Origin of the sequence: Alteromonas sp. KUL42 (assembly GCF_006538325.1) — a bacterium.
Classification (GTDB): domain Bacteria; phylum Pseudomonadota; class Gammaproteobacteria; order Enterobacterales; family Alteromonadaceae; genus Alteromonas.
Genome location: NZ_BJKK01000002.1, coordinates 464,947 through 487,983, shown reverse-complemented (window position 1 = coordinate 487,983; position 23,037 = coordinate 464,947). Strand labels below are relative to the sequence as shown.

Annotated in this window: 23 protein-coding genes; 3 read left to right on the top strand and 20 right to left on the bottom strand. The window is 44.9% G+C overall.

Annotation, left to right across the window (positions count from 1 at the left end; translation table 11 throughout):
• Positions 1-10: 10 nt before the first annotated feature.
• Positions 11-352: a hypothetical protein gene (locus tag EYR97_RS04945; RefSeq protein ID WP_131092703.1), complete on the top strand. Its 342-nt coding sequence runs from the start codon at positions 11-13 to the stop codon at positions 350-352.
• 26 nt (positions 353-378) lie between these two features.
• Here EYR97_RS04945 and EYR97_RS04940 read toward each other — a convergent pair whose 3' ends face one another.
• The 16 genes from EYR97_RS04940 to EYR97_RS04865 all read right to left on the bottom strand — a co-directional run bounded on the left by EYR97_RS04940 (position 379) and on the right by EYR97_RS04865 (position 18,667).
• Positions 379-921, bottom strand: a complete 543-nt coding sequence (locus tag EYR97_RS04940; RefSeq protein ID WP_131092702.1) for a hypothetical protein — start codon at positions 919-921, stop codon at positions 379-381.
• Positions 921-2,012, bottom strand: a complete 1,092-nt coding sequence (locus EYR97_RS04935; RefSeq protein WP_131092701.1) for a pyocin knob domain-containing protein — start codon at positions 2,010-2,012, stop codon at positions 921-923. Before EYR97_RS04935 ends, EYR97_RS04940 begins: the two co-directional genes overlap by 1 nt.
• A gap of 10 nt (positions 2,013-2,022) precedes the next feature.
• On the bottom strand, positions 2,023-7,392 hold the full coding sequence (locus EYR97_RS04930; protein ID WP_131092700.1) for a hypothetical protein: 5,370 nt from the start codon (positions 7,390-7,392) through the stop codon (positions 2,023-2,025).
• Complete coding sequence (locus tag EYR97_RS04925; RefSeq protein ID WP_131092699.1) at positions 7,393-7,800, bottom strand: DUF6950 family protein; 408 nt, start codon at positions 7,798-7,800, stop codon at positions 7,393-7,395.
• Entirely contained in the window at positions 7,800-8,396 is a 597-nt protein-coding gene (locus EYR97_RS04920) for a hypothetical protein (RefSeq protein ID WP_131092698.1), read from the bottom strand. Before EYR97_RS04920 ends, EYR97_RS04925 begins: the two co-directional genes overlap by 1 nt.
• The gene (locus EYR97_RS04915; RefSeq protein ID WP_131092697.1) at positions 8,393-8,995 is read right to left on the bottom strand and encodes a hypothetical protein; all 603 of its coding nucleotides are present in this window, start codon (positions 8,993-8,995) and stop codon (positions 8,393-8,395) included. Before EYR97_RS04915 ends, EYR97_RS04920 begins: the two co-directional genes overlap by 4 nt.
• Positions 8,992-12,225, bottom strand: coding sequence for a tape measure protein (locus EYR97_RS04910; protein ID WP_131092696.1), 3,234 nt, complete (start codon positions 12,223-12,225; stop codon positions 8,992-8,994). Before EYR97_RS04910 ends, EYR97_RS04915 begins: the two co-directional genes overlap by 4 nt.
• Positions 12,212-12,496, bottom strand: coding sequence for a DUF1799 domain-containing protein (locus EYR97_RS04905; RefSeq protein WP_131092695.1), 285 nt, complete (start codon positions 12,494-12,496; stop codon positions 12,212-12,214). The genes EYR97_RS04910 and EYR97_RS04905 overlap by 14 nt, the downstream gene beginning before the upstream one ends.
• A gap of 83 nt (positions 12,497-12,579) precedes the next feature.
• On the bottom strand, positions 12,580-12,900 hold the full coding sequence (locus EYR97_RS04900; protein WP_131092694.1) for a hypothetical protein: 321 nt from the start codon (positions 12,898-12,900) through the stop codon (positions 12,580-12,582).
• Entirely contained in the window at positions 12,900-13,853 is a 954-nt protein-coding gene (locus EYR97_RS04895) for a hypothetical protein (RefSeq protein ID WP_131092693.1), read from the bottom strand. The genes EYR97_RS04900 and EYR97_RS04895 overlap by 1 nt, the downstream gene beginning before the upstream one ends.
• Positions 13,850-14,050: an HI1506-related protein gene (locus EYR97_RS04890; protein WP_131092692.1), complete on the bottom strand. Its 201-nt coding sequence runs from the start codon at positions 14,048-14,050 to the stop codon at positions 13,850-13,852. Before EYR97_RS04890 ends, EYR97_RS04895 begins: the two co-directional genes overlap by 4 nt.
• 64 nt (positions 14,051-14,114) lie before the next feature.
• Positions 14,115-14,522, bottom strand: a complete 408-nt coding sequence (locus EYR97_RS04885) for a hypothetical protein (protein WP_131092691.1) — start codon at positions 14,520-14,522, stop codon at positions 14,115-14,117.
• Positions 14,519-15,010 carry an HK97-gp10 family putative phage morphogenesis protein gene (locus tag EYR97_RS04880; RefSeq protein ID WP_131092690.1) on the bottom strand — a complete coding sequence of 164 codons (492 nt, stop codon included), beginning with the start codon at positions 15,008-15,010 and terminating at the stop codon, positions 14,519-14,521. The genes EYR97_RS04885 and EYR97_RS04880 overlap by 4 nt, the downstream gene beginning before the upstream one ends.
• A complete protein-coding gene (locus EYR97_RS04875) occupies positions 15,007-15,609 on the bottom strand; it encodes a hypothetical protein (protein WP_131092689.1) in 603 nt (200 codons plus the stop codon). The genes EYR97_RS04880 and EYR97_RS04875 overlap by 4 nt, the downstream gene beginning before the upstream one ends.
• Positions 15,596-16,048: a hypothetical protein gene (locus EYR97_RS04870; RefSeq protein WP_131092688.1), complete on the bottom strand. Its 453-nt coding sequence runs from the start codon at positions 16,046-16,048 to the stop codon at positions 15,596-15,598. The genes EYR97_RS04875 and EYR97_RS04870 overlap by 14 nt, the downstream gene beginning before the upstream one ends.
• Positions 16,049-16,123: 75 nt before the next feature.
• A complete protein-coding gene (locus EYR97_RS04865; protein ID WP_131092687.1) occupies positions 16,124-18,667 on the bottom strand; it encodes a phage protease in 2,544 nt (847 codons plus the stop codon).
• A gap of 320 nt (positions 18,668-18,987) precedes the next feature.
• Between EYR97_RS04865 and EYR97_RS04860 the strand changes: the two genes are divergently transcribed.
• Positions 18,988-19,272 carry a helix-turn-helix domain-containing protein gene (locus EYR97_RS04860; RefSeq protein ID WP_131092686.1) on the top strand — a complete coding sequence of 95 codons (285 nt, stop codon included), beginning with the start codon at positions 18,988-18,990 and terminating at the stop codon, positions 19,270-19,272.
• A 3-nt stretch (positions 19,273-19,275) separates the two neighbouring features.
• Positions 19,276-20,004: a hypothetical protein gene (locus EYR97_RS04855; protein ID WP_131092685.1), complete on the top strand. Its 729-nt coding sequence runs from the start codon at positions 19,276-19,278 to the stop codon at positions 20,002-20,004.
• Here the strand turns inward: EYR97_RS04855 and EYR97_RS21830 are convergent.
• From EYR97_RS21830 to EYR97_RS04840, 4 genes are all read right to left on the bottom strand, one after another.
• Complete coding sequence (locus tag EYR97_RS21830) at positions 19,993-20,160, bottom strand: hypothetical protein (protein WP_165477974.1); 168 nt, start codon at positions 20,158-20,160, stop codon at positions 19,993-19,995. The genes EYR97_RS04855 and EYR97_RS21830 overlap by 12 nt on opposite strands.
• A 150-nt stretch (positions 20,161-20,310) precedes the next feature.
• On the bottom strand, positions 20,311-21,363 hold the full coding sequence (locus EYR97_RS04850) for a hypothetical protein (protein ID WP_131092684.1): 1,053 nt from the start codon (positions 21,361-21,363) through the stop codon (positions 20,311-20,313).
• 10 nt (positions 21,364-21,373) lie between these two features.
• Positions 21,374-21,652, bottom strand: coding sequence for a co-chaperone GroES (locus EYR97_RS04845; RefSeq protein ID WP_131092683.1), 279 nt, complete (start codon positions 21,650-21,652; stop codon positions 21,374-21,376).
• Positions 21,636-23,033, bottom strand: a complete 1,398-nt coding sequence (locus EYR97_RS04840; RefSeq protein WP_131092682.1) for a portal protein — start codon at positions 23,031-23,033, stop codon at positions 21,636-21,638. The genes EYR97_RS04845 and EYR97_RS04840 overlap by 17 nt, the downstream gene beginning before the upstream one ends.
• Positions 23,034-23,037: the final 4 nt, after the last annotated feature.

Below are 23,037 nucleotides of genomic sequence, written 5' to 3'. Positions count from 1 at the left end.
GCCAGTCTATATGCTGCGTGTAAACTACGGTAACGCAATTCGCCTTTGTTATTTTTTGGGTGCCTTTATTTTTTGGGGTATCAACGAACAGATCCCTGAACTGGTGGTTGTTTTCACCCTTTGCTTACTATCAACCTGGGCTATAAGTTTACAGCTAAAGCAAAAAGAGAAGCTTAAAGCGTCAGCTGAGCAAATTAAGATAAGGATAAACGAGTTGGAGTCGCTATTAATGCACTACAAAACCGGTAATCTATTAGCGACCATCAACTCTGAGAATATCGAGCTATCCATACTCAAAGAGCGGTTAGCAATATTGAAGAAGAGACTTGCAAACAGAAATGAACTGCTATGAATTTCACTTCCCGCAATGACCCAGATTTACTGGGTCAGTCTCGCCATCATCAACGCTTCACGGGCCTGCCAGCCTTGCTCTACAAAATCATGCCACTCTTGTTCTGATTCCAAAATAACATGATTCCCGTTTTCCATAAAAAATGGGATGTCGCGCCATGCTGTACCAGCATCGAGTAATCGCGTCATGCGTGCGGTGATAACTTCCCAGCCATTTTGGTCGGCTTCACATACTGAGCAGCTCACACCTTTAAAGGTAAATGCATCTAGCTTTTGCAGGCGTTCTTGCTGTGCTGCTGCTTTTGCGTCAATTTCTGCCTGAATATCTTCACGCTGCTCAGTAGATAGCCATTGTATGTAAATTTCGTTATTGGCTTCTTTGGTTAGCATGGTTTGCCAGATATCAATTGTGGTTTCGTTCTCATCAATGCGGAATAGCCCGTTGAAAATAACACCAGAATGCGCAGGTTTTCCCACGCCCTCGTTCCATGTCCATGCTACTGAACCGTCTGGATTTTCTTTAAAGGAGTCTACAAGACCCCAGTCACTTTCTTTAATAAATTTTAGCATTAGAAATTCACCGTAATTCTTGAGGCGTTTGATTCAGTGCGCAGTTCAACAGGCTCATTAACTGTTAGACCTGTTGAACCATTCACAAATAGTTTTAATAGACGATTGCCAGACTGAACTGCCATGACTATGTCTGCTGACGTTATTCCTGAACGGATTACTGCGCCACTAGCGCCTATTAACGAGAACGTTCCAACGACACTAATCCCCGTTGGTCCAAATCGAGAGTTTAACGACTGATACACTACAGATGTCGACACTGACGCGTTGTAACCATGAAATACCAACGAGCCGATAAGGTCGCCAAATGTGCTTACATTTAGGTTTTTGTCGTTGAAAAATCGCGCCCAGCCATCCCAGATACCACCAAATCGATTGCGCATAATTAGTTCTGGAGAATTATAACCAACACCGAACTGGGCTAGGTTTCCAGTACCATCCTTCGATGCATATTCGAACGAGAATGTATGAAAAAATGCAGGGTTTCCATTTCCGTTAGCCTGGTCGCCTCGTAGCAGACTATACCCACAACCAGGCCTTGCATTAGTTACATCATTCCAATCGGCCACACCTCCTGTCGTGACAGCTCCAAACCCACCGTAGAGGACTTTACCCACATACGCTTCCTGGCTATTGGGGGATGAAACAGGGAAACTTTGAGCGACGCTGTTAAGCTGTGAGGTTAAGTGCCCTTTATTCACCGCATCATCATTTTCCTCAGGAGTTGCTGTTTTTACACAACCGTTCGTATCACGCTTTACAAAACTGTTCGCTGATGCTGCGACACTTGAGCCACTGACAAGCGTTTTGATTTCCTGAACGACTTCTTGTGCAGCTTGCCCAGCTGCTGCGACCGTAGCTGCACTCGGCGTAATGGTAGCGGCGAAGGTTCCTGTACTGCCAGGCCATGGCGAATAGAGCGTAATTGTATTTCCAACGGCACTTTCAATTTCTACAGGTTCATTGTAGTTACTGGTCGTAAGTGACGAGTTAGGCCGAATACTGGTTAACGGTGAACCTGTGTTTACCGTGACGGTTTTACTCCCGTTTGTGAATGACAGGTTTGAACCTGTCCAGAATGTTGCTGGCATTATCAACCCCTTAGTTCGTTGTCTCGTCTGAGTTAGTCGTATCTTCGGTACAGATGACACTCACCTCTTGGTAAGTGATAAACTGCGATGCGTGATAGCGTTGCTGGTTACTGATTAAAACGCGGTATGAGTAATTGTCGGTGATAATGGTTTCCTGCCCATTCCCATCAACCTGACGATGACTGGTATCTGTGAATGTCCAACTTGCATCTACAATTTCATTGGACGTGCACCGGTTAAGCTCACCGACATACGTATGTGTTAATGAGCCACTGGCGGTATTTGTTTGCAGTGTTACCCACCCCCCAGTACCGATTTTTCTTTGAAGTTTCACTGTACAGGTAGGCGTGAAGTTGACGTTAGGACATTGGCCAGTTTGTGTTAGGCGTCCACGCCAGGCTACAGTGAAAACAATCTGCTTCTGGTACCCCAGTGTGCCGAACGGACCTACCTCAATACTCGGGTTTAATGTAATGAGCGTGGTTCTGCCTGAGTTTTTCGGAATACCGGCACTCAACGAACCACCAAAGTACGCATTATTTTCAATATCTCGCCATTCTGTAGCGTTGGCCTTCGTTACCTTCGAATAGTCAACATTGTTGTTGGCATCTAGGAATTTGGGGCCGCGATAGAGTGTTAAGTCGTCGGGACCAAAGCCGTCGACGTCTTGTAGGAACATAAAGTTTTCACCAATACTCTCCTCTTTTGCAGAGCGCAACGTACCCTTGAAGTAACCTCCTTCAGCGTAAATATCGCCACGGTAGACGAGTTCGTCTTTCGCGTTATCTAGGTACAGCTTTGATTCACCGGCGCTGTTTTGAATAATCAACTTAAGCGACCTAAACAGAATTTCTGATGATTCCGGTGTAGCCCCCAATTGAATTAGTGCTGCATTCCCGTTTGCATCAACCGCCAACTGTGCGACTGCACGATAGTCATCAAGCTCCGTGTTTATTTCTGTAGCTAGTGTCAACGCGGATGTTGCGCGGCTATCTACTGTTTCGACACTCGATGACAGCTGGGTTATCGCTGATGCGTTTACGCTTGAACTTCCCTCTACTTCTTCAGCAATAATCTTTGCTTGTTGCGCCAACGTGTTTGTCGCGCTAAGCCCTGTACTTGCATGATTTACTTGCGTTTGAATTTGGGTAATGGCAGTCGCGTTGGTTGTTGAACGCCCATCCGCTTCTTCTGCTGTGGTATTGGCCTGCTGTGCCAGATTAGCCGCAGCGGTCACTGCACCATCTAATGTGCTAACCTCATTTTGAATCTGGGTAATAGCAGTCGCGTTGGTTGTTGAATGCCCATTTGCTTCTTCAGCGGTGGTATTAGCTTGCTGAGCTAAATTAGCCGCAGCGGTCACCGCACCATCTAATGTACTGACTTCGTTTTGAATTTGGGTAATGGCGGTAGCGTTGGTGGTCGAACGCCCGTCAGCTTCTTCAGCTGTGGTATTAGCTTGTTGTGCCAGATTGGCCGCAGCGGTCACCGCACCATCTAATGTACTGACTTCGTTTTGAATTTGGGTAATGGCGGTAGCGTTGGTGGTCGAACGCCCATCCGCTTCTTCTGCTGTAGTGCTAGCCTGTTGTAGCAATGAAAAATTAGCGGTTACCTCATCTTCTAAACTCGAAGCACGGCCCTGTAGCAAACTAATTGCCGTTGCGTTGTTATCAGCATCAATCTCGACAGTGTCAATCCGTGAAATAGCGCTCGTCAATGCACCGTTTAACCCCGTTACTGATAGGTTAACTTGCTCAATGGCAGACGCATTGCCCTCGATGTCAGTTTGCGCCTGAGACAATCGCGCATTTGTTGCGGTAATCAGTTCACCGTTATGTATAGTAGCGGTGCGCAATGACTCTACATCCGTAGCAATTGCGCCACTCGGTGAAACATCAATTGTCAGTTGATTAAGCGCTAACGCGACAGATTGGTCTTCTTCGGCATCACGCAAGTAGTCATCCAGGTCACTGGCAATTTGCTGTAACAGCGCTGCGTGTAAATCGTAGTTTTCAAGTTGCTGTGATGACAGACCAACCACTTGGTCAGTAATACCTAGCCCATCGATTTGCGACTGTACATCCGTAATGGTCGTTTCAACGTTTTCGATATCCTGCTCAAACGTTTGTACAATTTGTTGAATAGTACCAGTCTGACCGTTAATGAAGAGCGCAGCACTGTTTGATTTCTGGATAATATCGCCGTCAATCAGAGATTGGCGCATGGCCTGTAATTGGATAATTGATTCTAATGCATCAATAGTTTGCTCAACGTTTGAAAACGTAATTGCATTATCATCAAAATACGATGTGGTCACCCGTTGTGCTATTTGGGCATTATTTGCATCTATAGCTATTTCAGCCTGATTAACACGCCCCGTAAGGTTCGCCAAATCTGCGGTTGTTGCATCTGCTTTGCCAATGGTGATTGATGTTATTGAAAACTCATCAGCAACAGAGTTACCTAAAATCAAACGCAACCGAGTAATTGTGCCGCTGTACGATGCTATACCAGTGAAATCAATAAGTAGTAGTGGTGATTCATCGACAAAGTTCTCAAACGTTTCAGTCGTTGTGTCGTCACGCTCAATGATAACCGTACCATTCCATTCATTACCGGCTAAACGCTCTACTGCAACCCGAATTAGTCTATTGTTATCTGCGCTATAACTAATCGCCGCGTTTTCAATATCGCCATAGGTTAGGTTAATTTCATTAACACCTGCGGTTACAGTGCCATTTACGGCTACCCAGTCTTGTGCAGAGTCAAAGAAATTAAAGGCATACGCAGGTTCAAGCGCAGCAATCGATTCACTAACAATTGTGGTTGCTCGTGCTGTAATTAAACCCGGTACCAGCTCTAATTCAGAGACCAGATTGCTGATGTTATCCTCAGCAAAATCTACACGCTGTGACACTGCTGACACTTCACCAGAAACCCCGTCAATCACCAATGCAGCCTGTGTGAATTTCTCGTCAGAGTACTCAAAGGCGCGGTTCACAATTAAGCCGCGGGACGGGTCCCGATATATCAGCGCATTTGTAAGCTCTTCACCAGCTTCAATGCGACGTGCAAGTTCAAGCTGATATGCTGCGTTCTCACTGATACTTTGTAGCAACAGCGCTTCGGTTTCTTCTCGGTCAAAACGCTCCTGCTGCATAACCGCCAACGTTTGCGCTTCAAACTCACCATTGCGCAGCACTAATTCAGCAATATCAGTTGTTATCTCGCCAATATCTAATGTTATCTCGCCGATGTTAACATTGATGTCTTCAACGTTAACTTCTAGGTCGTCCAGCTGGGCTTGTATTGGCGCTATGGTTGGTTCGAGTGCCTCAACAATATTGACGGGGTCTAGCTGCTCAGAATTAACCCCTACAAGGTCGGGTATGGTTAGCGTTCGCCAATTGGGATCAACATGGTCACCATCTTTTATTCGGTACCATATATAGACGGTACCGTCATGTGGGGTATTGGTGATAGTAATAGTGGTATTTTCACCGGCGTCATGTGCGGCATCAAAATCAGACGCGGAATCGCCAACAAACGAGTATCGCCATTCATATGTCGCCAGGTTGTGAGGTAATGTAGGGCCAGTAATGATTACGCGACCAGGCAAAACATTTACCTGAACACTGTCTGTTGGAGTAGATGCCGCGTTAACATTGAAGTTAATAGACGTTGCGACACTTCGCTTTTCAAAACGATTTTCAGCCGATATCGCAACAGTGTAGCTACCAGCCTCAAGGTTGTTTATGTCTTGTGTTGGTAGTGTAGGATAATAAACCTTGGAAAACTCATCTGCTGGTATCTTTGTAATGAGTACCACGTATCGACGAATACTCTCTGGTGATTCATGAGCCCATGTAATAGTACCTTGGCGATATGAGTCATTTGGCGTAGTTAGATATGTAATATCCACTGGTGATTCGACAAACGTATTATCAATATTTGTATTTGGTGTTAAATCTCGCTCAGAAGGAATGACAGTGTCGTCAAATATGGCCGACGTGGTTTCTTTTAATATTAATGTCCAAAGAAATTGTTCACTATCAAACTCGTACTCTAAAACCTCATACTCTTTATTGATAATACTGTGTTCGTTAAAGTTTACGTTTATAACTTTACCAGGGGGGCATTTAATACCTTTCCACCCCACAACAACACGTAACGTATCACCAGCTGCGGCACGCTCCATATAAATACGGTTTAGCCTTTGACACATAGTGTCGCTATTGGTATAGCCTAATTCCCTAGCATGCTGTAAATAGCGTTTATCGCGCACATCTCTATAGTACTCGCTGTAAATTTCAGTGCAGTTCGTTTGCTGATAATATGATTCTGGGTCGATGAAAGCAGCGACAACTGCATTGCAACGGTCTTCAAGAGGGGTATAAGGGTCTCGTTCTATGTCATCTTTGAGATCGTCATCGGTCAATGTAACAGTTGCAGGTCCTCGATATGCTGCAGTAATAAGCCAAAATTTACCGCCAGCTTCTGCCCAACGTGCACCACAGGAGCGCAATAACTCTTCTTCTACAGAGGCTTGCCCTTTTGACAGGTCAATTACACCATTGCATGTCCAACGTTTTTCAGTATGCGTTACACCATTTTTGTCAATAAATGCCACTTCTTCGTCGCACAAGTTAGCTTCCAATGCGATATTGGCTAAATCGAACATTTCTATTGGTAGAACGATTGCACCACCAAAGCGCTTCCAGTAGAAATTGATTAACGCTGCGTTATCAGTCCATTCCCACGTGCTTTCATCATCAGCGCGGTGGGCTCCAATGCCGCCTGCTGTGCTGTCTAATCTCGGGTCGTAGCAACGTATGCCGCGTACTTTAAATTTTACGTCTTGCACACCATTGGGAAATATATCGGGGTTTACTTCATATTTGTGGTACGCATACGTAACGCCATGCCCAATACACGTATCATCAATATTGACCATTTCTGTCATGGCAGACTGGTTCGCTGTGGTTTGAAGGCCTAATGCGACCTCAATTCGATACCCTGAACCAGATAGCGACGTTCTACTTTTTCCATCTAATTGATATAGCTCTACGCTTTCACACGGATGCGCCGCCAGTGGTGTAAAAAACAGATGGTACTCTTTTTGGTTGAACGTCCTTTTTTCGTATTTTGTGATCGGCCCACTAGTTACAGCTTCACCAACAATCATAAGTCGGTTGGGGTTGCTTTCTGTTCTTAAATCTTGGTTTCCGGTGCTAACACCGCCCGCGTCAGGAACCATTGAATCCATAAGCGCATCGAAGGCTATCGCACTGGCAGCCCCAATGGCTAACGCCACTCCCACACTAACAACACTGCTGGCGGCAAATGCTACAGCCGCACCAACAACAACTGTAGGCATTTACCCAACCCTCCATACTTTCTGAATAGACAGAGGAGATACGGTTTCCAAGTGCAATGTACTTGGTACCACAACATCACCAAACATAATGCCAGCCGTATCTTCACCATTGTGTTTTATAAGCACAACATCACCACGGCGTACCGATAAACGAGGCGAAGGCTCACCCAAAATAGCAGTCAATGCTTCGTCAATACCTGCATACCCTTTGCGCTTAAGCGCCAACAATGCCCCTTTAGAAGTGCGGTAGCGCCCTCTGAACGCCTTTGCATAGTCGTGACCTGTCATTGCCAGTACCGCATCAGCGGCAAATAGGCAGCAGTCGTGCTTTCCCCACTGAAATTTTGAATACTGCCTGCTTTGCATAAACTGTGTGAGCCTAGTAGCCCAGTCCGTGTAACGTTGCATTATCGACTCCTAGTGGGGTGTTGGAATCTGTGCCCACCGCTAACTGAGTTGCTTCCGCTGTAGCTTGATAAGGGCCCTTTCGCTACCGCCTCTACATCGTCAAAAAAACTGTCATTTGGATAAACTGAGCGCTGGCTTGCTTTGCTGTATGTGGTGTAGCGCTTTGGTTGATTCCAACGGTGCGCATAACTGTTTACGTCAACCGATATTGTGGGGGGAGCACTGTAACGCACTGGGGTTTTGTTAATTAACCCTGCATATACAAGCTGTCGTGCTGTTAGCTGCTGATTTTCGTTGAACACGCCCAAATATAAACGAACGTCTCCGCCGGCAGCATCGTCTTTTATGGCTTCGCTTACTAACGCTGCATCACTGGTTTGTAGGTTCAGTTTTATGGTTGGAGCAGTACCTTCTTTAATGATATCCACACTACCAGCCCCACCAAGGCCATAGTAGCTCTCGCCTTGCCAAATTAGCGTGCCCACTCCATCGTGAAACCTTACTATGCCAGTAGGCCATTCTATTTCGCCCATTATGCACGCCATTTTACTGTCAGATGAAAGTAGGTTTTCTATTTGTGGATCTACGTGTCTCATGGGCGAATACTCGTAAAGCCGTTAATGCCAAAGTCTTGAATTACCAGTTTTCGGTTAGCAAAACTCAACCCCTGTTGATTATCTGGCAACATCATTTTGTTCATAGGGTCGTTGACAACCAAACCGGTGCCATCGGTAGGCACAGTAAATAATTGAGGACGAATGCGCAGGGTGCACTCACCATTTTGGTCAGCTACGGCGTCTTCAACCAATTTGTATAAATAGTTATCTAGTTGAAACCTATCACCTGCTGGGGCTATAAGAGTGTTGGGCACAGCACCTCTAATGCTAAGTACTGTGCCAGATTGATTAGTACCGTCTGTAACAATGGTACCGGCCCAACTGCCTAGTTGCGTATGGGTAGAGTCCCACATCATAAACTCGCCAGCACTTCCGTCTAGTGCATCAATAAAATTGCTTAGCACTCTGCCGTCTGCATATCTAATTCGTGACCAGGTCCCACTAAAAACCCAGTAAGCTCCTGGGCGAGTCCAAACTTCCGACACTCTGCCAGGCGAGGAATTAACCATGCTGTTTGGGATTATTTTGAACTGTAAACTACTGGGCAGAATATAACGTGGAAAAATAGGTATACTCATCGCGCCATCCTAAAGCCGTCATACACAGGCCCTTTACCCTGCTTAAGTTGCATGCCAGCTCTTGCCAATGTTTCTTCTTGTTTTTTAAGTAACGGGGCTAGTTTTGTAATAACCTCATCTGAGTCTCCCCCCGATACATTCCATGTACTATTGTCGTTTATGACAACCGTTCTACCACCGCCATCGTTAGCGGCGTGTCTATTTAGAATATTGGCGGTATCTACGCGACTGGTTACTGTGGCTGGCCCCTTGATAAACTCTGGGCCATATTCGCCAGCAATACCGAACTTACCCGATGGAATGTGACCACCTTTATCGAAAAGCCCTGCAAACATAGCGGCAATAGCTGCACCAACAGCGGCAATTGCCGCTATTGAACCAATAGAGTTTGTACCCGCCGTTGCAAGTGTGGTTGCCGCTGCAGCTGGGGCCATTGCTGCAGTAATTGCTGCACCAGATGCAGTGGCGGTACTTGTTGCGACTGCTGATTCAGTAGTGGCTGCAGTAGAGTTTATTGCAGCCAAAGCTAAACGCTTTACACCTATCTCAACAAGCGTTGCAACAACCTGTTTTCCCATGCTGAGGAAAACATTTCTAAGTCCATCTCCCAAATTTTCACTTTCAAAAAGCGCATCTGCAGTTGCAGTGCCGATACCAGAAGCAAATCGGTCGAATGTATCTGACCACATAGCATCGATTTCGGATTTAGTACCAGCTTGTATCTCGGTCATCGCTGTAGCGTGACGGCGTTGCTCAGCTTCAATAAGCTGGTTAACTTCTTGGCGTTTCGCTAGATCACTTTCTGGCAGACTGTCTCGATAGGTTTCTAAATCTCTGATATTGCTCTTGTGGTTGGTCTGTTCTCTTTGCTGTGGCGTCATGGTGCCAACGGCAATACTTTCAACACGAGACTGCAGGGCTTTTGCTTGTGCTAAGTTGTCTAGCTCTTTGGCTTGTAAAAGTAGTTTCTTTTTGAGCTCTTCGTTAACGTTCTGAAGAGCACCAAACTCAATGTCATATTTCACCTGCGCTTCACGGCTAGAGTCACCGTAAAGACTAATTTCTTCTTGTTGCTTCGCTAGTAACTTGTCGACTTCATCTTTTAGCGCCGTGGCAGCGTTCTTCTGTTGGGTGCGTGCATCAATGTCGTTCTTGTGTGAGTCGAGTTTTTTAGCGGCAAGAATGAGCGCTTCTTTTTCAGCTGCTGTTAAGTCTTTTAGTGAGCCGTGTGTGGTCTCATAAGAGACACGGGCTACTTCCCCCACTTGGCCGTAAAGTACACGCTGGCGTTCTAAGTCAGCTAAAAGCTGTGCAGCTGCTTCGCGCTGCTCTGATATTTCTGTGGTATTAACAACAGGGTCGTTAGATGCGTTGCCCTTGGCAAGAATAGCCTGCAACTGTGCAATAACTTCTGTCAGCCTCTGTACTTCTTTTTCAGCGGCTATAACTTCTTCCGTAGTAGTTTTGAAATAAGGGTTATCGAACCGTTTGCGAAGTTCTTCTGCTTGTTGCTTGGCAAGTTCCAACTGTCCCGTATAGCGCTGTAGCGCGCCCACTGCTTGTGTTTTGGTGTATTTAGAAAACGGATTCAACGTGTTGTGAAGAGATTTTACTTCATCGTTAAGTTGCTTAGTGCTGTTTTTAGCATCGTCAGAAGAGCTAGCCCACTCATACAATGCATAGGTACCTAAAAGTACAACACCGGGAATACCACCTATTGCCGCCCACAAACCTCGGGCAACTGTTGTAGCGGCTCGGCCTACCACTGAATATTGCGCAGTGGCGACATTCAGCGCTTTTTGGCTAGCAATAACGGCTTGGTTTGCTGCTGCTAAACGCGTTAATGCGCCAGCTCTAAGTGTGTCATTACTAGCAACGTCAAGTGAACGTTTGGCTGCCAGTTGCAACGATAGGTTATGTTCGTGTTGTTTTTTGGCCGCTGCCAGGGTGGCAGCGGTTGCAGTTTGCTGGGCCACGGCTTTTCTGCCTATTGCAATACCATAATTGCTAACAGCAGCTGCACCGCGCACTAACGCAACTGCTGTTAATGTCTCAACAGCAGTAGTGAGTGTTTCGGCGTTGTCTCTTACGAAAGTTAACGCTTCGCCTGTGGTTTCAAGCAAAGCGCCATAGGTATCATTAATAGGCTGTTCAAAGGCCGCAATGGTCTGAACACGTAAATTTTCTAGTGCGTTCTCTTGTGCGGTAATGTTGTCGATATTGGCTTTTGCAGCACCGTCGTATTCTCCCAATGCCTTAATCAGATCATCACGGAACGTGGCGCTGGTTACTTCGCCTTCTAAAACCAAATCACGGTATGTTTTGCCCTGTAAACCAGCTGCTTTCGTAATGGCCTGCATTAAACCAGGTATTGGCTCCATCACTTGGTTAAATTCTGCGGTTTGCACTGTGGGCTGTGAAAGCGCTTGGCCCAGACCATACATTAGGTTGCCCAGCTGGTCGGTACTAACGCCCAATGCGCTTTGCGCATTACTTAGTCCTGTCATTAAATCATACTGTTGCTGCTGACTAATAATGTCGCCTTTACGAAGCGCCGCTAAACTGGCATAACTCTCACCCATAACAAGCACCGACTTGCCATGATCCTCAGCAAGCTGGGTTAAGAAGCTCATCGAGTTAGCATAGTCTTGGGTATCTTCACTTAAAAAACGAAGGCGAGTACTGAATTGCTGGTATTCAGCCAAGGTATCTTTGATGCCAATTGCCGCATTTTGTGCGGCTAATATTCCAAAAGCGCCAGCAATGTAACCACCCAGTGGCCGAACGGCTGCGCCCAGGCTTCGGCTTTGTACTTCAAGCTGCTTTATGTTTCGGCTTGCTGCGCCGGCAGACGCGTCAGTATTACGTAAACTACGAGACAAACTACTTTGACTAGAAATAACATCGCGCATTTCACGCTGTAATTGCTCTAACACTTGCTCATAACGGTCTAAGCCGTCACGGGCAGCATTGGTATTTTGCTTAGAAAGGCTAACTTCCTTGTTAAGTGCGGCCTGTTGGCTCACTAATTCCTTTAGATGGTTATCCAACTTACCAACCGCGTTTTCCAAAGTGGTAAAACTGCCTGCTTGGCTTGTGGCTTGCGAGGTACCACGGGTAAGCTCCTTATTGAGGGCTACCTGCTGTGCAATGGCCTGCTGATACTCCTTGCGCATACCTTTGGTATTGGCAAGTAAGTTAATCATTATATCTAGGTCACTTTTGCTCACTGGCACGCTCGTTAAGTGTAGAGACTACATGGCGGCTAAGAATTCTTAACTTTTGGTAGTCCAATTTGCTGTACTTGCGGCCTACTGCTTGTGCATCGGCCATTACTGCTGGAATATCTAGCGCGACTCTGAAACCTTCGGTGTAAACCCATAGATCATCAACATCTAAAAACCAGTAAAATGCTTTCTGATTTTCAGGAAGAAGTTCTAGCTCTCGGTCCTTGAAATCGTCATCTTCTTGGAGAACCGCGTTAATTTGCGCTTCATCCATGCCGTAACCGTCTTTTAGTTGCGCTATGTATTCCTGTTTATCGCTACGTGTAACGCTAGGGCCTACCCAAAACTGGGCGGCCTCTAGGAGTTTTTTTCCGCTACGCCTGCATCCATTTTCAAATAGGCGTTATAAAGACCAACACGGTAGTTGGTATCTGAAAGCAGCGAAGTTTTGTCTTCATTACTTAGCTTTTCTAGGCCGCTTTCAGTTTCACCCGCTTCTAGCAGTACCGTTTTCAGTAAGGGGGTTTGGCCTTTACTGCCTGCGTCGTCGAACTCTTTTTCAGATAGGCGTTTAAATCGAACGAAGAAACGATGTTCTTCAAGTTCACCACCGTCTGCCGGTATATTTACCAATACCGGCCATACCACACTTTCTTTGCGTTTAATTTTAAGTTGCATTAGCTCACCGTAATTTTGTTTTTACCAATGGCGCCATACGGCATCACGAACGTGCGCTTACCTTCAAATTCACCGTAGCCCACACCTAGAATTTGTAACTGGGAGTTGGAAAAGGTAACAATATTGCCTGCTGTGGTTCCGTGTTGAAGCGAGAAAGGTAGAAACACCTCCGCTTCGCTGTTCACAATGGCGAAAGGGTCGAAGTCAGCGTGATCAGGTGCAAGAATTTCAATTTCACCTTCTGGCGCAATATCATCAATACTCACACCTTCATAACCAGGCAAGTCGGTGTAATTCACTTCGTTGTTTTGGTCAGAAGAGTAGTTAACCAGCACATATTCACTACCATCTAGCGTAAACGTGGTGTATTGGTTACCCACTTTCACAGGCTTAATTTGGCTGAACGATGGTGTGGGCATAGCTTGTTTCAGTACGCCGCCATAGGTACCGGTAATAGTAAGGGTGTAAGTAGGAAGTGCACCGTTTGCAATTGTTACGCTTAGGTTAGCTTGGGCAGAAAGTACCTTATGGTTTCTACCTGCGTGAAAAAAATAAATGGTGGCATCGGGCCAGCTGTCATCGTCTAACTGCTCATACTCAACATCAGTACCGGCATTCACTGTTTCAGAGAAAGCGCTAATTTTGATAAGGTCGTTATAAGTGGGGGCCGTGCCTGCGGTACCAGAACCAGCAATTTCCACTTCGGTTGAAATAGTAAAATGCTGGCCTACCAACAACTGGGGTTTATAACCCAATGTAGCATCATCCAATTCCCGGTCGATACTTTCAATTTCTAGCGAAAGCTCAGCGTTCTTGGTTTGTATATGCTTTGGCGTTTCACCTGCAGCAATATAATCTTCACCAGCGACTAAAGCTGGGTTAGCTGCTGCGTTAAACACCGCCATGCTTAACAGCAGACGTTTTACCTTATACTTTTGATACTTAGCGCTCATTGTTTAGGCTCCTTTGCTGGTTTAGCAGCAGGTGCCTGCTTTTGGGTGTGCTTTAGGCTTAGTTCCGTAACTGGCTCTAACTGGGCTAGTTGGGCATGGGAAAGCTCACCATCTTCAAACGTATTTGCACCTGGTGCGAAGTTAACACCAGCACTACGCACTGGCTTAGTAGATGAGTTGGTAACTGTAATAGGCATGATCGCCCCCTTTTGCTGTAGTGCTCAGTTTGGCAATGAGGGGGGCGCAGCGTTAGGGCAAAAGTTATAGGTCGTTAAAACGTAGCTCGAATAGCACCCAAGCGTGTATCGGGTCCATCTGGCGCGAGGTTCTGGCACTGACCAGTTCAAGGTTAAGCGGTTCGTTCGCTTCACCATCTTGGGCAACTAATTCTTTAATTACCTCGAGCATAGAAAATTCCATGGCTTCTTTTTGTTCGCCAGTGGTGCTCTCGTTCACCAGATGCTGGGCCACTATCATAAAGTTATGCACTTCGTCTTCAGTGTCGTACAAGCTACCGAACTGCGGAAAGCCAGAAGACAAAACGGCATAAATGCGTTCGTGCTTGTCCATTTCGGTGTCTAAATCGCTGTAATTTCGTGTGACATAGTGAATGCCAACTATTTGCTGAAGGCTATCTTTAACCGTATTAAGCCGCTGTTCGGGGGTCATTTTGTTTTAACCTCTAATGCAGTTTTAAAGTAGGTCAACGCAAGGCTTGGCGCTTTCGCTTTTATATGTTCAAACGCTGGCTTCATAAACGGCTGCGCTGGGGTGCCTTGATTGAAAATTTTGGTCTGTATGAGATAAGCCAGCTGCTCAATGCTCATGTCTTCGTCGTCGGGGGTTATACCTTTAACGTCCATCCAATCTAAAATAGTTTGGTCTGGTACCCATCCTCCGCGGCCCGTGCCCTCTTCCACATACCTGGCATAATGAACACCAGCTACCACTTGATGAAAACTAGCGGATTGCTGCTTAGCGCGAATTGAATTAGTGAGGGTACTTTCTGCCTTAGGGGTGTGGCGCTTCGCTTCTCTGGTACCTTCTTGCGATAAACGGCGAAGCAATTTTGCTGTGGTTCCATCGATGGCGTTAACACTGCGCTCTAAATAGTTGATAAGAGCGCGAGTGTTAAGGTCTAGAATAATTTCATTCATAGCGATTTAGCTACGCGGTGGGCTTCCTCTTCCAACGCATCAAACGCTAATTTAGGGCTACCGTACTGAATTTTACCTGCATTTCCTTTGGTAGTAACTTGCGTACCTGGCTCTCGAAGCACTAATAATTTCATTACTTCCATTTGGCAAAGTAAAAGTAGCAATGCCTGTTTTCGCGGCTCTATCTCTATGGCGCCATTGTTTACCTGATAGCGAGCATAGTAAAAATAGGTAAATCGACTGCCTAAATTACTAATCATTTGCGCGGTTGGCGCAAAGCTGAAGTAAATATTCCCCTCGTTGTATGTCACATCTGGCATTCTAGACACATAACCAGGTTCCCATGGTGCAACAGTTTGGTCGAATCCCCATGACGTTTCTTTGTATGCCCAAAGGTTGTCTGGTGCGGCATAAACTTGTACACCAGGCTGCAATGAAATGGTATCTATGCCCGTTGCTGGCGCTAACCTAGATAGTGCATTTAATGCATTATCGACAATGTTATCAGTTACCGTGATATCGGCAGTATCAAGCAGCTTAGTACTGCTTGATACCGATGCCAATAAGCTTGCTACAAGGTCCGCTTTATTTATTGCCATTCTTTTGCTGCTCTGCCCGTTTTGCTATTTCATCCTTTACCATTGCTACCTTGGCGTCGTCGTTAGCTACATCAAGCAACAGGGCATCTAGGTCTTCAACGCTTGAAAGTGCTAATGCAAATTCTTCTAGCTCGGTGCTGTATTCACGAGACTGAATTTCATCAGAAATGGCATCTAATGCACTTTTTCTGTTTTGGCCCTGCTGTTCTTCAGCATGAAGCTGATGAAGTTGGTCTTGTGTAAACAGCTCAAACTGCTCTTTTAACTTAGTTACCGATGTCGACAGGGTAGCTTTGGCATCAAATAACGTTGTGGCCACTTGAGGTGATTTTGACGGTTTTAAAACGTCAACAAGACGGGTTTCACCGGGTTGAATCATTTTACCAGCTACAAACATTATTGCGGCACTGGTATTTGTAATAGCTTCTTTTGCTTTCATGGTTTTTACCTTTTAGCCAGTTAATAAAAAGGGCAGGCAAATATGGCCTGCCCTTTTTGGGGTTACATGTCTGGCTTAGCGGCCAGTAGCTGAGTACACAACAACCGAAGTGTAACGGTCGGCCAGTGGCTTAGGCGTGTGAATAGCATTGTATTCTTCGCCGTATGCTTCTTTGGTACCGTTCATTTCACCCGTTTCAGGGTCGCGCCCTTCTTGCATTTCGCTCATAGCAAACGCTTTTGCTACGCGATAGTGAGTAGTACCACGCTGGCCCATTAAGATACGTTCGTCTCCTAAATCGATACCAGGTGCATTGGTTGACCATGCTGGCATTGCTTTAATGGCCGCCAAATCGCCCATACCGTTGGTGTCGCTACCGTCACGCTTAAGGCTAACCACGAATTGTTCTGCGTTAGTACACATGTCGTTTAGGGTATTGCTCATAAGCAGGAAGTTAGGCGCTTGGAAACGGTCATCTTTCATTACCGCTTTACGGTTACCAATTTTACGTAACAAACCGTTTAGGTGCTGTTCAAGCTTGGTGTCAGCTGGCAGATCAATGTCGAACATTGCAACGTTGGTTGCGCGACTATATGAAATAGTGGCTGTTGCTTCATTTGGCGTAACCACTTCACCGGTTTCATCCACAAACTGGATATAACCAAGGTTGCAGTTTGCTAGCACGTAGTAAGTGCCAGCGGCCTGCTTACCTGAACCATCAAAAGGTAAGATTTCAGTTGCACCAAACATAATGGTTATAGGGTTAGATGTATTACCTACCGTATTACCTTCTAGGTCGAAAACCTGATGTGGGCGAACAACAGGGAACGCACTTGTCTTAACTACCGTGTTTGAGCCATCTAGTTGTGCAGCGATATTCTCTGCACTTACAGCTACAGCTGCCAAGCTATCAGAAATACGCAGCATTTCATTAGCTAAGCGGCGCACAACAATTTCACGCAAAATACGAGAACAAGTAGCAACGTGACGGCCCCATGAATCCCAATTCACATTGCTAACGCGGGTAAAGTGCATCATTTCATTAGAAACATTAAAGGCAATCTTCATTGCGTTAATGTATGCCATGTCCATTTTTTGAGTAACACCAGCCTTTGGAATACCGCCACGCTCGAAGACTATCCCGTCGTTACGGCCTTTGAACGCCTTGCGCTGCTCATAAGGAATTTGTGTAGTTGCTTGTGCACCAGGGTCTGTCTCTGCTGCTACCAGCTGAAGAATGTTCATATCATGTAGTGCTTCGCGAATTACTTCACGACGGAAGGCATATGGCAGTGATGTGTCAGAAATGCCACCTTCTTCACCACTTAATACCTTATACTCGCGATTTAGCTGCTGGTTATACTGCCCATCAAAAAGAGAAAGCACTTTATCTACAAACGGGTCGACAGTTTCAGATAAACGAATAGCACCATTCGAGAATGACGACGTTTGCTTAAGCTGCTTACGCACATCTTCGGCAAGTTTCATTGCGTTGGCATTGTGACCAGACGCCAGTACAACAGAGCCCATCGGGCCATTGCTGCCTTGGAAACCCATGCCTGCCAGTTTGGTTTGCGCTTCTAGCTCTTCACCCAGCACAATTTGCTGTGTTGCCAGTGCTTTTACTTGGGCGTCTGTCATATCGGCAGTAATAAGGTCAGCCGATTTTAGCAGCTTCGCTTTTACACCATCAGAAAGGCCTTCAGTTCCATTAACCTGTTCAGTGAACAGCTTAACGTTTGCAGCGCGCTTTGCTTCAGTGTCTGACAACGCTTTGGCTTTGTCTTTTTCCATTTGCTCAAACAACGCTTTAACTTCGGGTTCAGACAAACCTTTACTTGTTACGTTAATAACAGGAACGTTCTCTGGTGAAGATTCAGCAAGTGCTAACGCCGTTTCTTGCAAATTAGCCATGAGTGTTTTTTGTTGGGTTTCATCGGAAATTCCCTCAAGCACTTTTTTGGCCGTTTCTACCCATTTTGCAATGGCCGATTCGCTTAGCTTTTTATTCGCAAGCGCCTCTTTAAATAACTTAATTAACTTATCCACGTTTGATTCCTTAGAGAATTGAACCGCCAGCTGCTGTGAAATTAGCTGTATGCCATCAAAGTTTTCACTTTCTGATAGCTCTACACGGTCTAGATTTTTAATACAGGGGCGAACCACCAAACCAGCCGCTAAAAGCGTGGGACCAAATTCGGTATGGGGCTCTTCGTTGCTGACGAAATTTTCAATAAATTCCGCTGACAAGTAGCGATAACCTTTCTTTTCAATCAGTTCTTGACCGAAAGGCGTCCACGCCACTTCACCACGCAGTTTGTTCCCATCCAGGAATAAGCGTGTAATTGTGCCTGCTGCACCATCACTTGGGTTATGGGCTTTATCTATGAATATATCCTGACCAAAAACACCTTTATTGAAGTTGTCCACCATGCTTTGCAACATAGTGGTGCTAATTTCAAAATTGCCGTAGCGAGGATCATAAAATCTACCCGTTCGGGTAATGGTAACCACTGAGGTTTTTTGTTCGGCATCCACCGAAACTGCAGAGGCAAGAAAGCGCACCGTTTTTGCAGGAGTAGGTGCTTCCAATTGGATTTTTCGGTTGTGTTGGCTCATGTCCATACTCAACTATTATTAACCTAGTTTGAGTGTGGCAGCGCATAAAACGCAGCGTTAGGGCAAAAATGACCAACCAATTTTCTAAGATATATAACCATCAATTTGGCACAACTAACCAATGACACTTTTCTCTTCCCTGAATTTCTCTTGGGTTTAATAACGCAAAAAACTCTACCTAAAATAGATAAATTTATTAACGCTGATTTATTGCAGCGCAATATTTATGCGGATATTCAGTAAGTAACGCAGTTTTCCTGCGTTGTTAGTTTTGCGCTTTTGTTATATTTTGCGCAATACAAAAAGGTTGAGGTGTGGCTATGGATAGAGGAAATAAGGCGCTAGCTAAGCTAGTTAAACAACGACGAGAATCATTCGGGCTCTCTCAGGAAGAAGTGGCCCAATCGGTAGGAATGTCATTAAGATCGTATCAATATCTAGAAGCTGGGGAAACTAAGATTACTGCTGACAAGGAAGTTAAATTAATGCGTGCAATTAGGTCACTATATATCTCAAAAACAGGATTTTTCCTTGATGAGGACAAAGACAACGAAACAATTGCATCGCAATTGAAAGATTTATTTTTAGGTCTACTGAAGGGGTAAGTTATGTTTTCTTTTAATATACCCGTGCGCTTAATAGGTTTTGTATTTTTGTCCTTCAGCTTAATCAGTATTGGCCCTTCACTTGGAGATTTCACTTCAGAGTCAATAATTGAATATGCAATTTTTTACGTCAGCCTTTGGGTGATATTTTATGCTGGCGTTTTTATGAAAGGAAAAGCAAACAACCGCTACGTGTTTCTTTTAGGGGTAACTTTGGTTGTGAATCACTATTTATTCTATGCTTTCTTAGAGCTTTCTGGTGAATTAATCTACTTAAAACTATGGGTTTTTTTCGTAGCAAGTACGCCCATGTATTTGGCCTTCACTTATTACACGTCTATACAAGCAACATTACTTAATTTTTTCGAAAAAATAGGTGTCAGCGATAAAACGGCAGATAAAATTGTAGGCCCAATTAAAAGCACAAATTTAGGTATTATGCTAAGTTGCTATGCATCGTTTTGGATGGTTCTAGATTTTACTATAGCGATTTATTCTACAGCTTATGGGCTTTACTATGATGTCCCAGCGGATGGAAAAGTAACTACTGCTTTTGCTTCCAATAATCATATCAACATTTATTTTCTATACGACAGTATCGTTATTTTAGCTGACGCAACTTTGGCAATCTTATTGGCTCATAGAGTGGTAAAAGATAACAAGCGACCTGACGCGATAGGTTTAGGTCGCTATATGACTTGGGACAAAAATCAGAGTGATCTAAAACCCTAAATCAGGTTTTTTTGGCCTGATTGTTTTTGTAGTAGGAATAGTAACAGTTGATGTTTTTTTAACTGTTACTTTCTTCTCTCCCGCCACTGCAATTTCAGATGAAAATAGCCCCGAAGCGAAAATACTCAAACTTAAAACAATTACTGATTTTTTCATTTTGGTCTTGTCCTTATGTTGACCTTTGGAAATAAATACCAGCAATCAGCGTGCCTAAATGCGAACATGTATTATTCGGCGCTTTCTAGAAAGTTGGGTGGCAATTATTCACCGTATAGATTGACAAAATAATCCGTCTTTGCCGATACATCAGTTCCCAAACCTCTTTTTCAATAATTTAACTTTTGACCTGATCATGGTTTCTTTTAACAGGTCATTTTTAAGTAAATTATTCTTATAAACACCCAATACACCAATGCGAATATTGCCCGATTGATTGCTTAGCCACTCTATTCGGTCTTGCTTGGTGGCTCGGTCTTCGTCGGTCACTTCATCGGTAAATACAGCTTCTACATAGCTAAGGGTATTCGGGTGAGCAGGCCACGGATTTTTGCCTTTTGGGTAAACACCTCTGCCTAGGCCAAATCGATTCACGCTTGCATGCATGTCGCAAATATCCACTCTTGGATGATTGGGGCTAAGTATAAAGCGTGTACCTATAATGTCGTCATCGTCTGCCAGGCTATTTTGATAAGCCATGCCATGAGCGCGATTTATCTCTGTTCTAAACAAACGCCTGGCTTGCCAATAAGCTGCATCTTCATCCTTACCTTGTGCTTTGAGCACGTTTCCTATCTTCTCTGCAGATGCATTATTAACCTTGTTTTGAATTTCTTTAGTGGGCAGCTCGTTGTTGGCTACTAAATTGGCCGCGGCCTCTCTGGCTGAATGCCCTTGAATAACCGCGCTGTTTATCGCTCGTAGCACTTTATTCTTATTGTTATCGTTAATTATCCAAAGTCGGTCAGATAACTGTAAGCCGTCTTCACCAGTGAATTGTTTAACGAAACGCGTTGTTCGCTGGGCAATATCTAACGCCGATTCAGCTGCTGAATGTGACAAAAAAGGTTTTACACCAATATTGGCCGATGCCAACAAACTTCTGTTTAGCAGTTCGGTTTGTAGGCTTGCCAAATTATTAAGTGCACGTTCTATGTCGGCCCGTAGTGCGGAAAGCTGTTGCAAGCGAATAATGCCAATACTGTCAGCGTAGAAAAGGAGAATGCTTATCACCTCTTCTAAGCTGCTTTCGTAGTAGCTTTGCAGTTCAGCCAGCGTGCTAAGGTCGAGGGCAAAGTACTCTTTTAAAGCCAATGCCTGTGCCCGTTTTATTATTGCTTTCTTGCGTGATAATTCACTCATGATCACTCACTCATAATATGGCTTGTACATCATTGATAGAAAGCAGGCGAACCGTGGTATCAGCAAGTTCATACCTAAAACCAGCATACCTACCTAGTAAAACTCTATCCCCTGGCTTAACTATCATCGGCGCCCGTTTACCGTTTTTAAGCACGCGACCTTCGCCAACAGCTAACACTGTGGCTAGGTTTGACGGGCGACTGTCAATAACCTCTAAAACAGACGACATAACTGTTTTTTCATCAGTAACAACTAAATTATCACCAATGGGTTTAAGCGTTTCGGACATAGGTTGCAGACTCACCTTTAGGCTCATTACCAGGTGTAACTTTAACACGAAGTTTTGGGCTATCATTGGTTAGAGTGCCATCATCATCGTCTTGTTCGCCAGGATAAGGATCACCACTTGATTTCTGGTCTTTAATTTTATCCATAACATAAGCAGGTTCGAAGCCTGCCGTTTCCCATACTAGTGAATCTGGTACACCCAGCGCTTGATACTTAAGCGCCAAGTCTGCTTTCTGATTACGAGTTTCTGTTTTACGCTCGGTAAACTGCACATTGAAGTTATAAGAGTCGGGATTAATTCCGGCTAACAGTAGCTGCAGGCGAAATCCTTCAAAGTAAACTTGTGAAAGGGTATCTTGCAGGCCCTCTATTTCTTCAAAGTAGTCTTTTTTAAGGTCTTCTAGAATGTCTCGGCTTAACCCATCTGAATAACCAAATAACCCTTTTGGGGCTGGGGCGCCGCTAAAGAACGTATCGAGCAAATGCACAACGTCGTTAATTTGGTCTAGGTTGGCATCGCCATTAACCCCAGTTACCCCACCCTTTCTGTTTGAATAGAAATCTGTGGTCATTAAACCCTTTTCGTTTTCAATGCCGTTTTTATACTTTTGAAGTTCTTCCGCTGTGGCACCATCAAGAACGTGGCTAAAGCGCTGGGGGGCGCGTGTTCGTCTGCGAATAACTAGATCGTCTTCTGTCATTTGCAGCTGCTTCCACGTTTTTCGTGTTGCATCTAAATAAGGTCGACCATTAGAACCAAAGTCGTCGTAGTTGTCGGGGTCAATTCTGACAACGGAAAGCTGCCAAAAAGCAAACTCAGCAATAATCTGGTACCCACCGACGGGGTCTAATTGTTTATACGCTGCGGCGATGTTTTTAAGTTGCCCAGTTGGCAACGTATCAGCAAGAATGGTTTCTGCTGGCATGCGAAGGCCAGACACCATGTTTCGCTGGTCATTCACAACCCACTGCATTGCAAGCGCACCTTCCATCACTGCACCTCTTGCGTCAGAGTGCAGCTTTTGAGGGTTATTGAGGCCAAGACGATTAACCCATAACTTGAATAGCCGACTTATACGGTCGTTTTCTTTTCCATTCCATTGCAGGCGAATACCGTTCTTTGTTGCATCTCTGGCCATGCGTCTATGAATTCGTTTAACACGGGGGTCAGTGCGGTCCATTTCTCTAATGTGGTGAACTGACGCTTTATAATCAGGGGAAACATATAGTTCGTTGTATAAACGTCTTACATAGTTTTCAGTATTAACCGTGGTTCCACCACGCGTGTTTTGTTTGTGCTGTAACTCTTCACTTTTACTTACAGCGTCTACCGAGGAAGTATGGCGACCAATTGCTCGATTAATTGTTGATATAATTCCCATACTT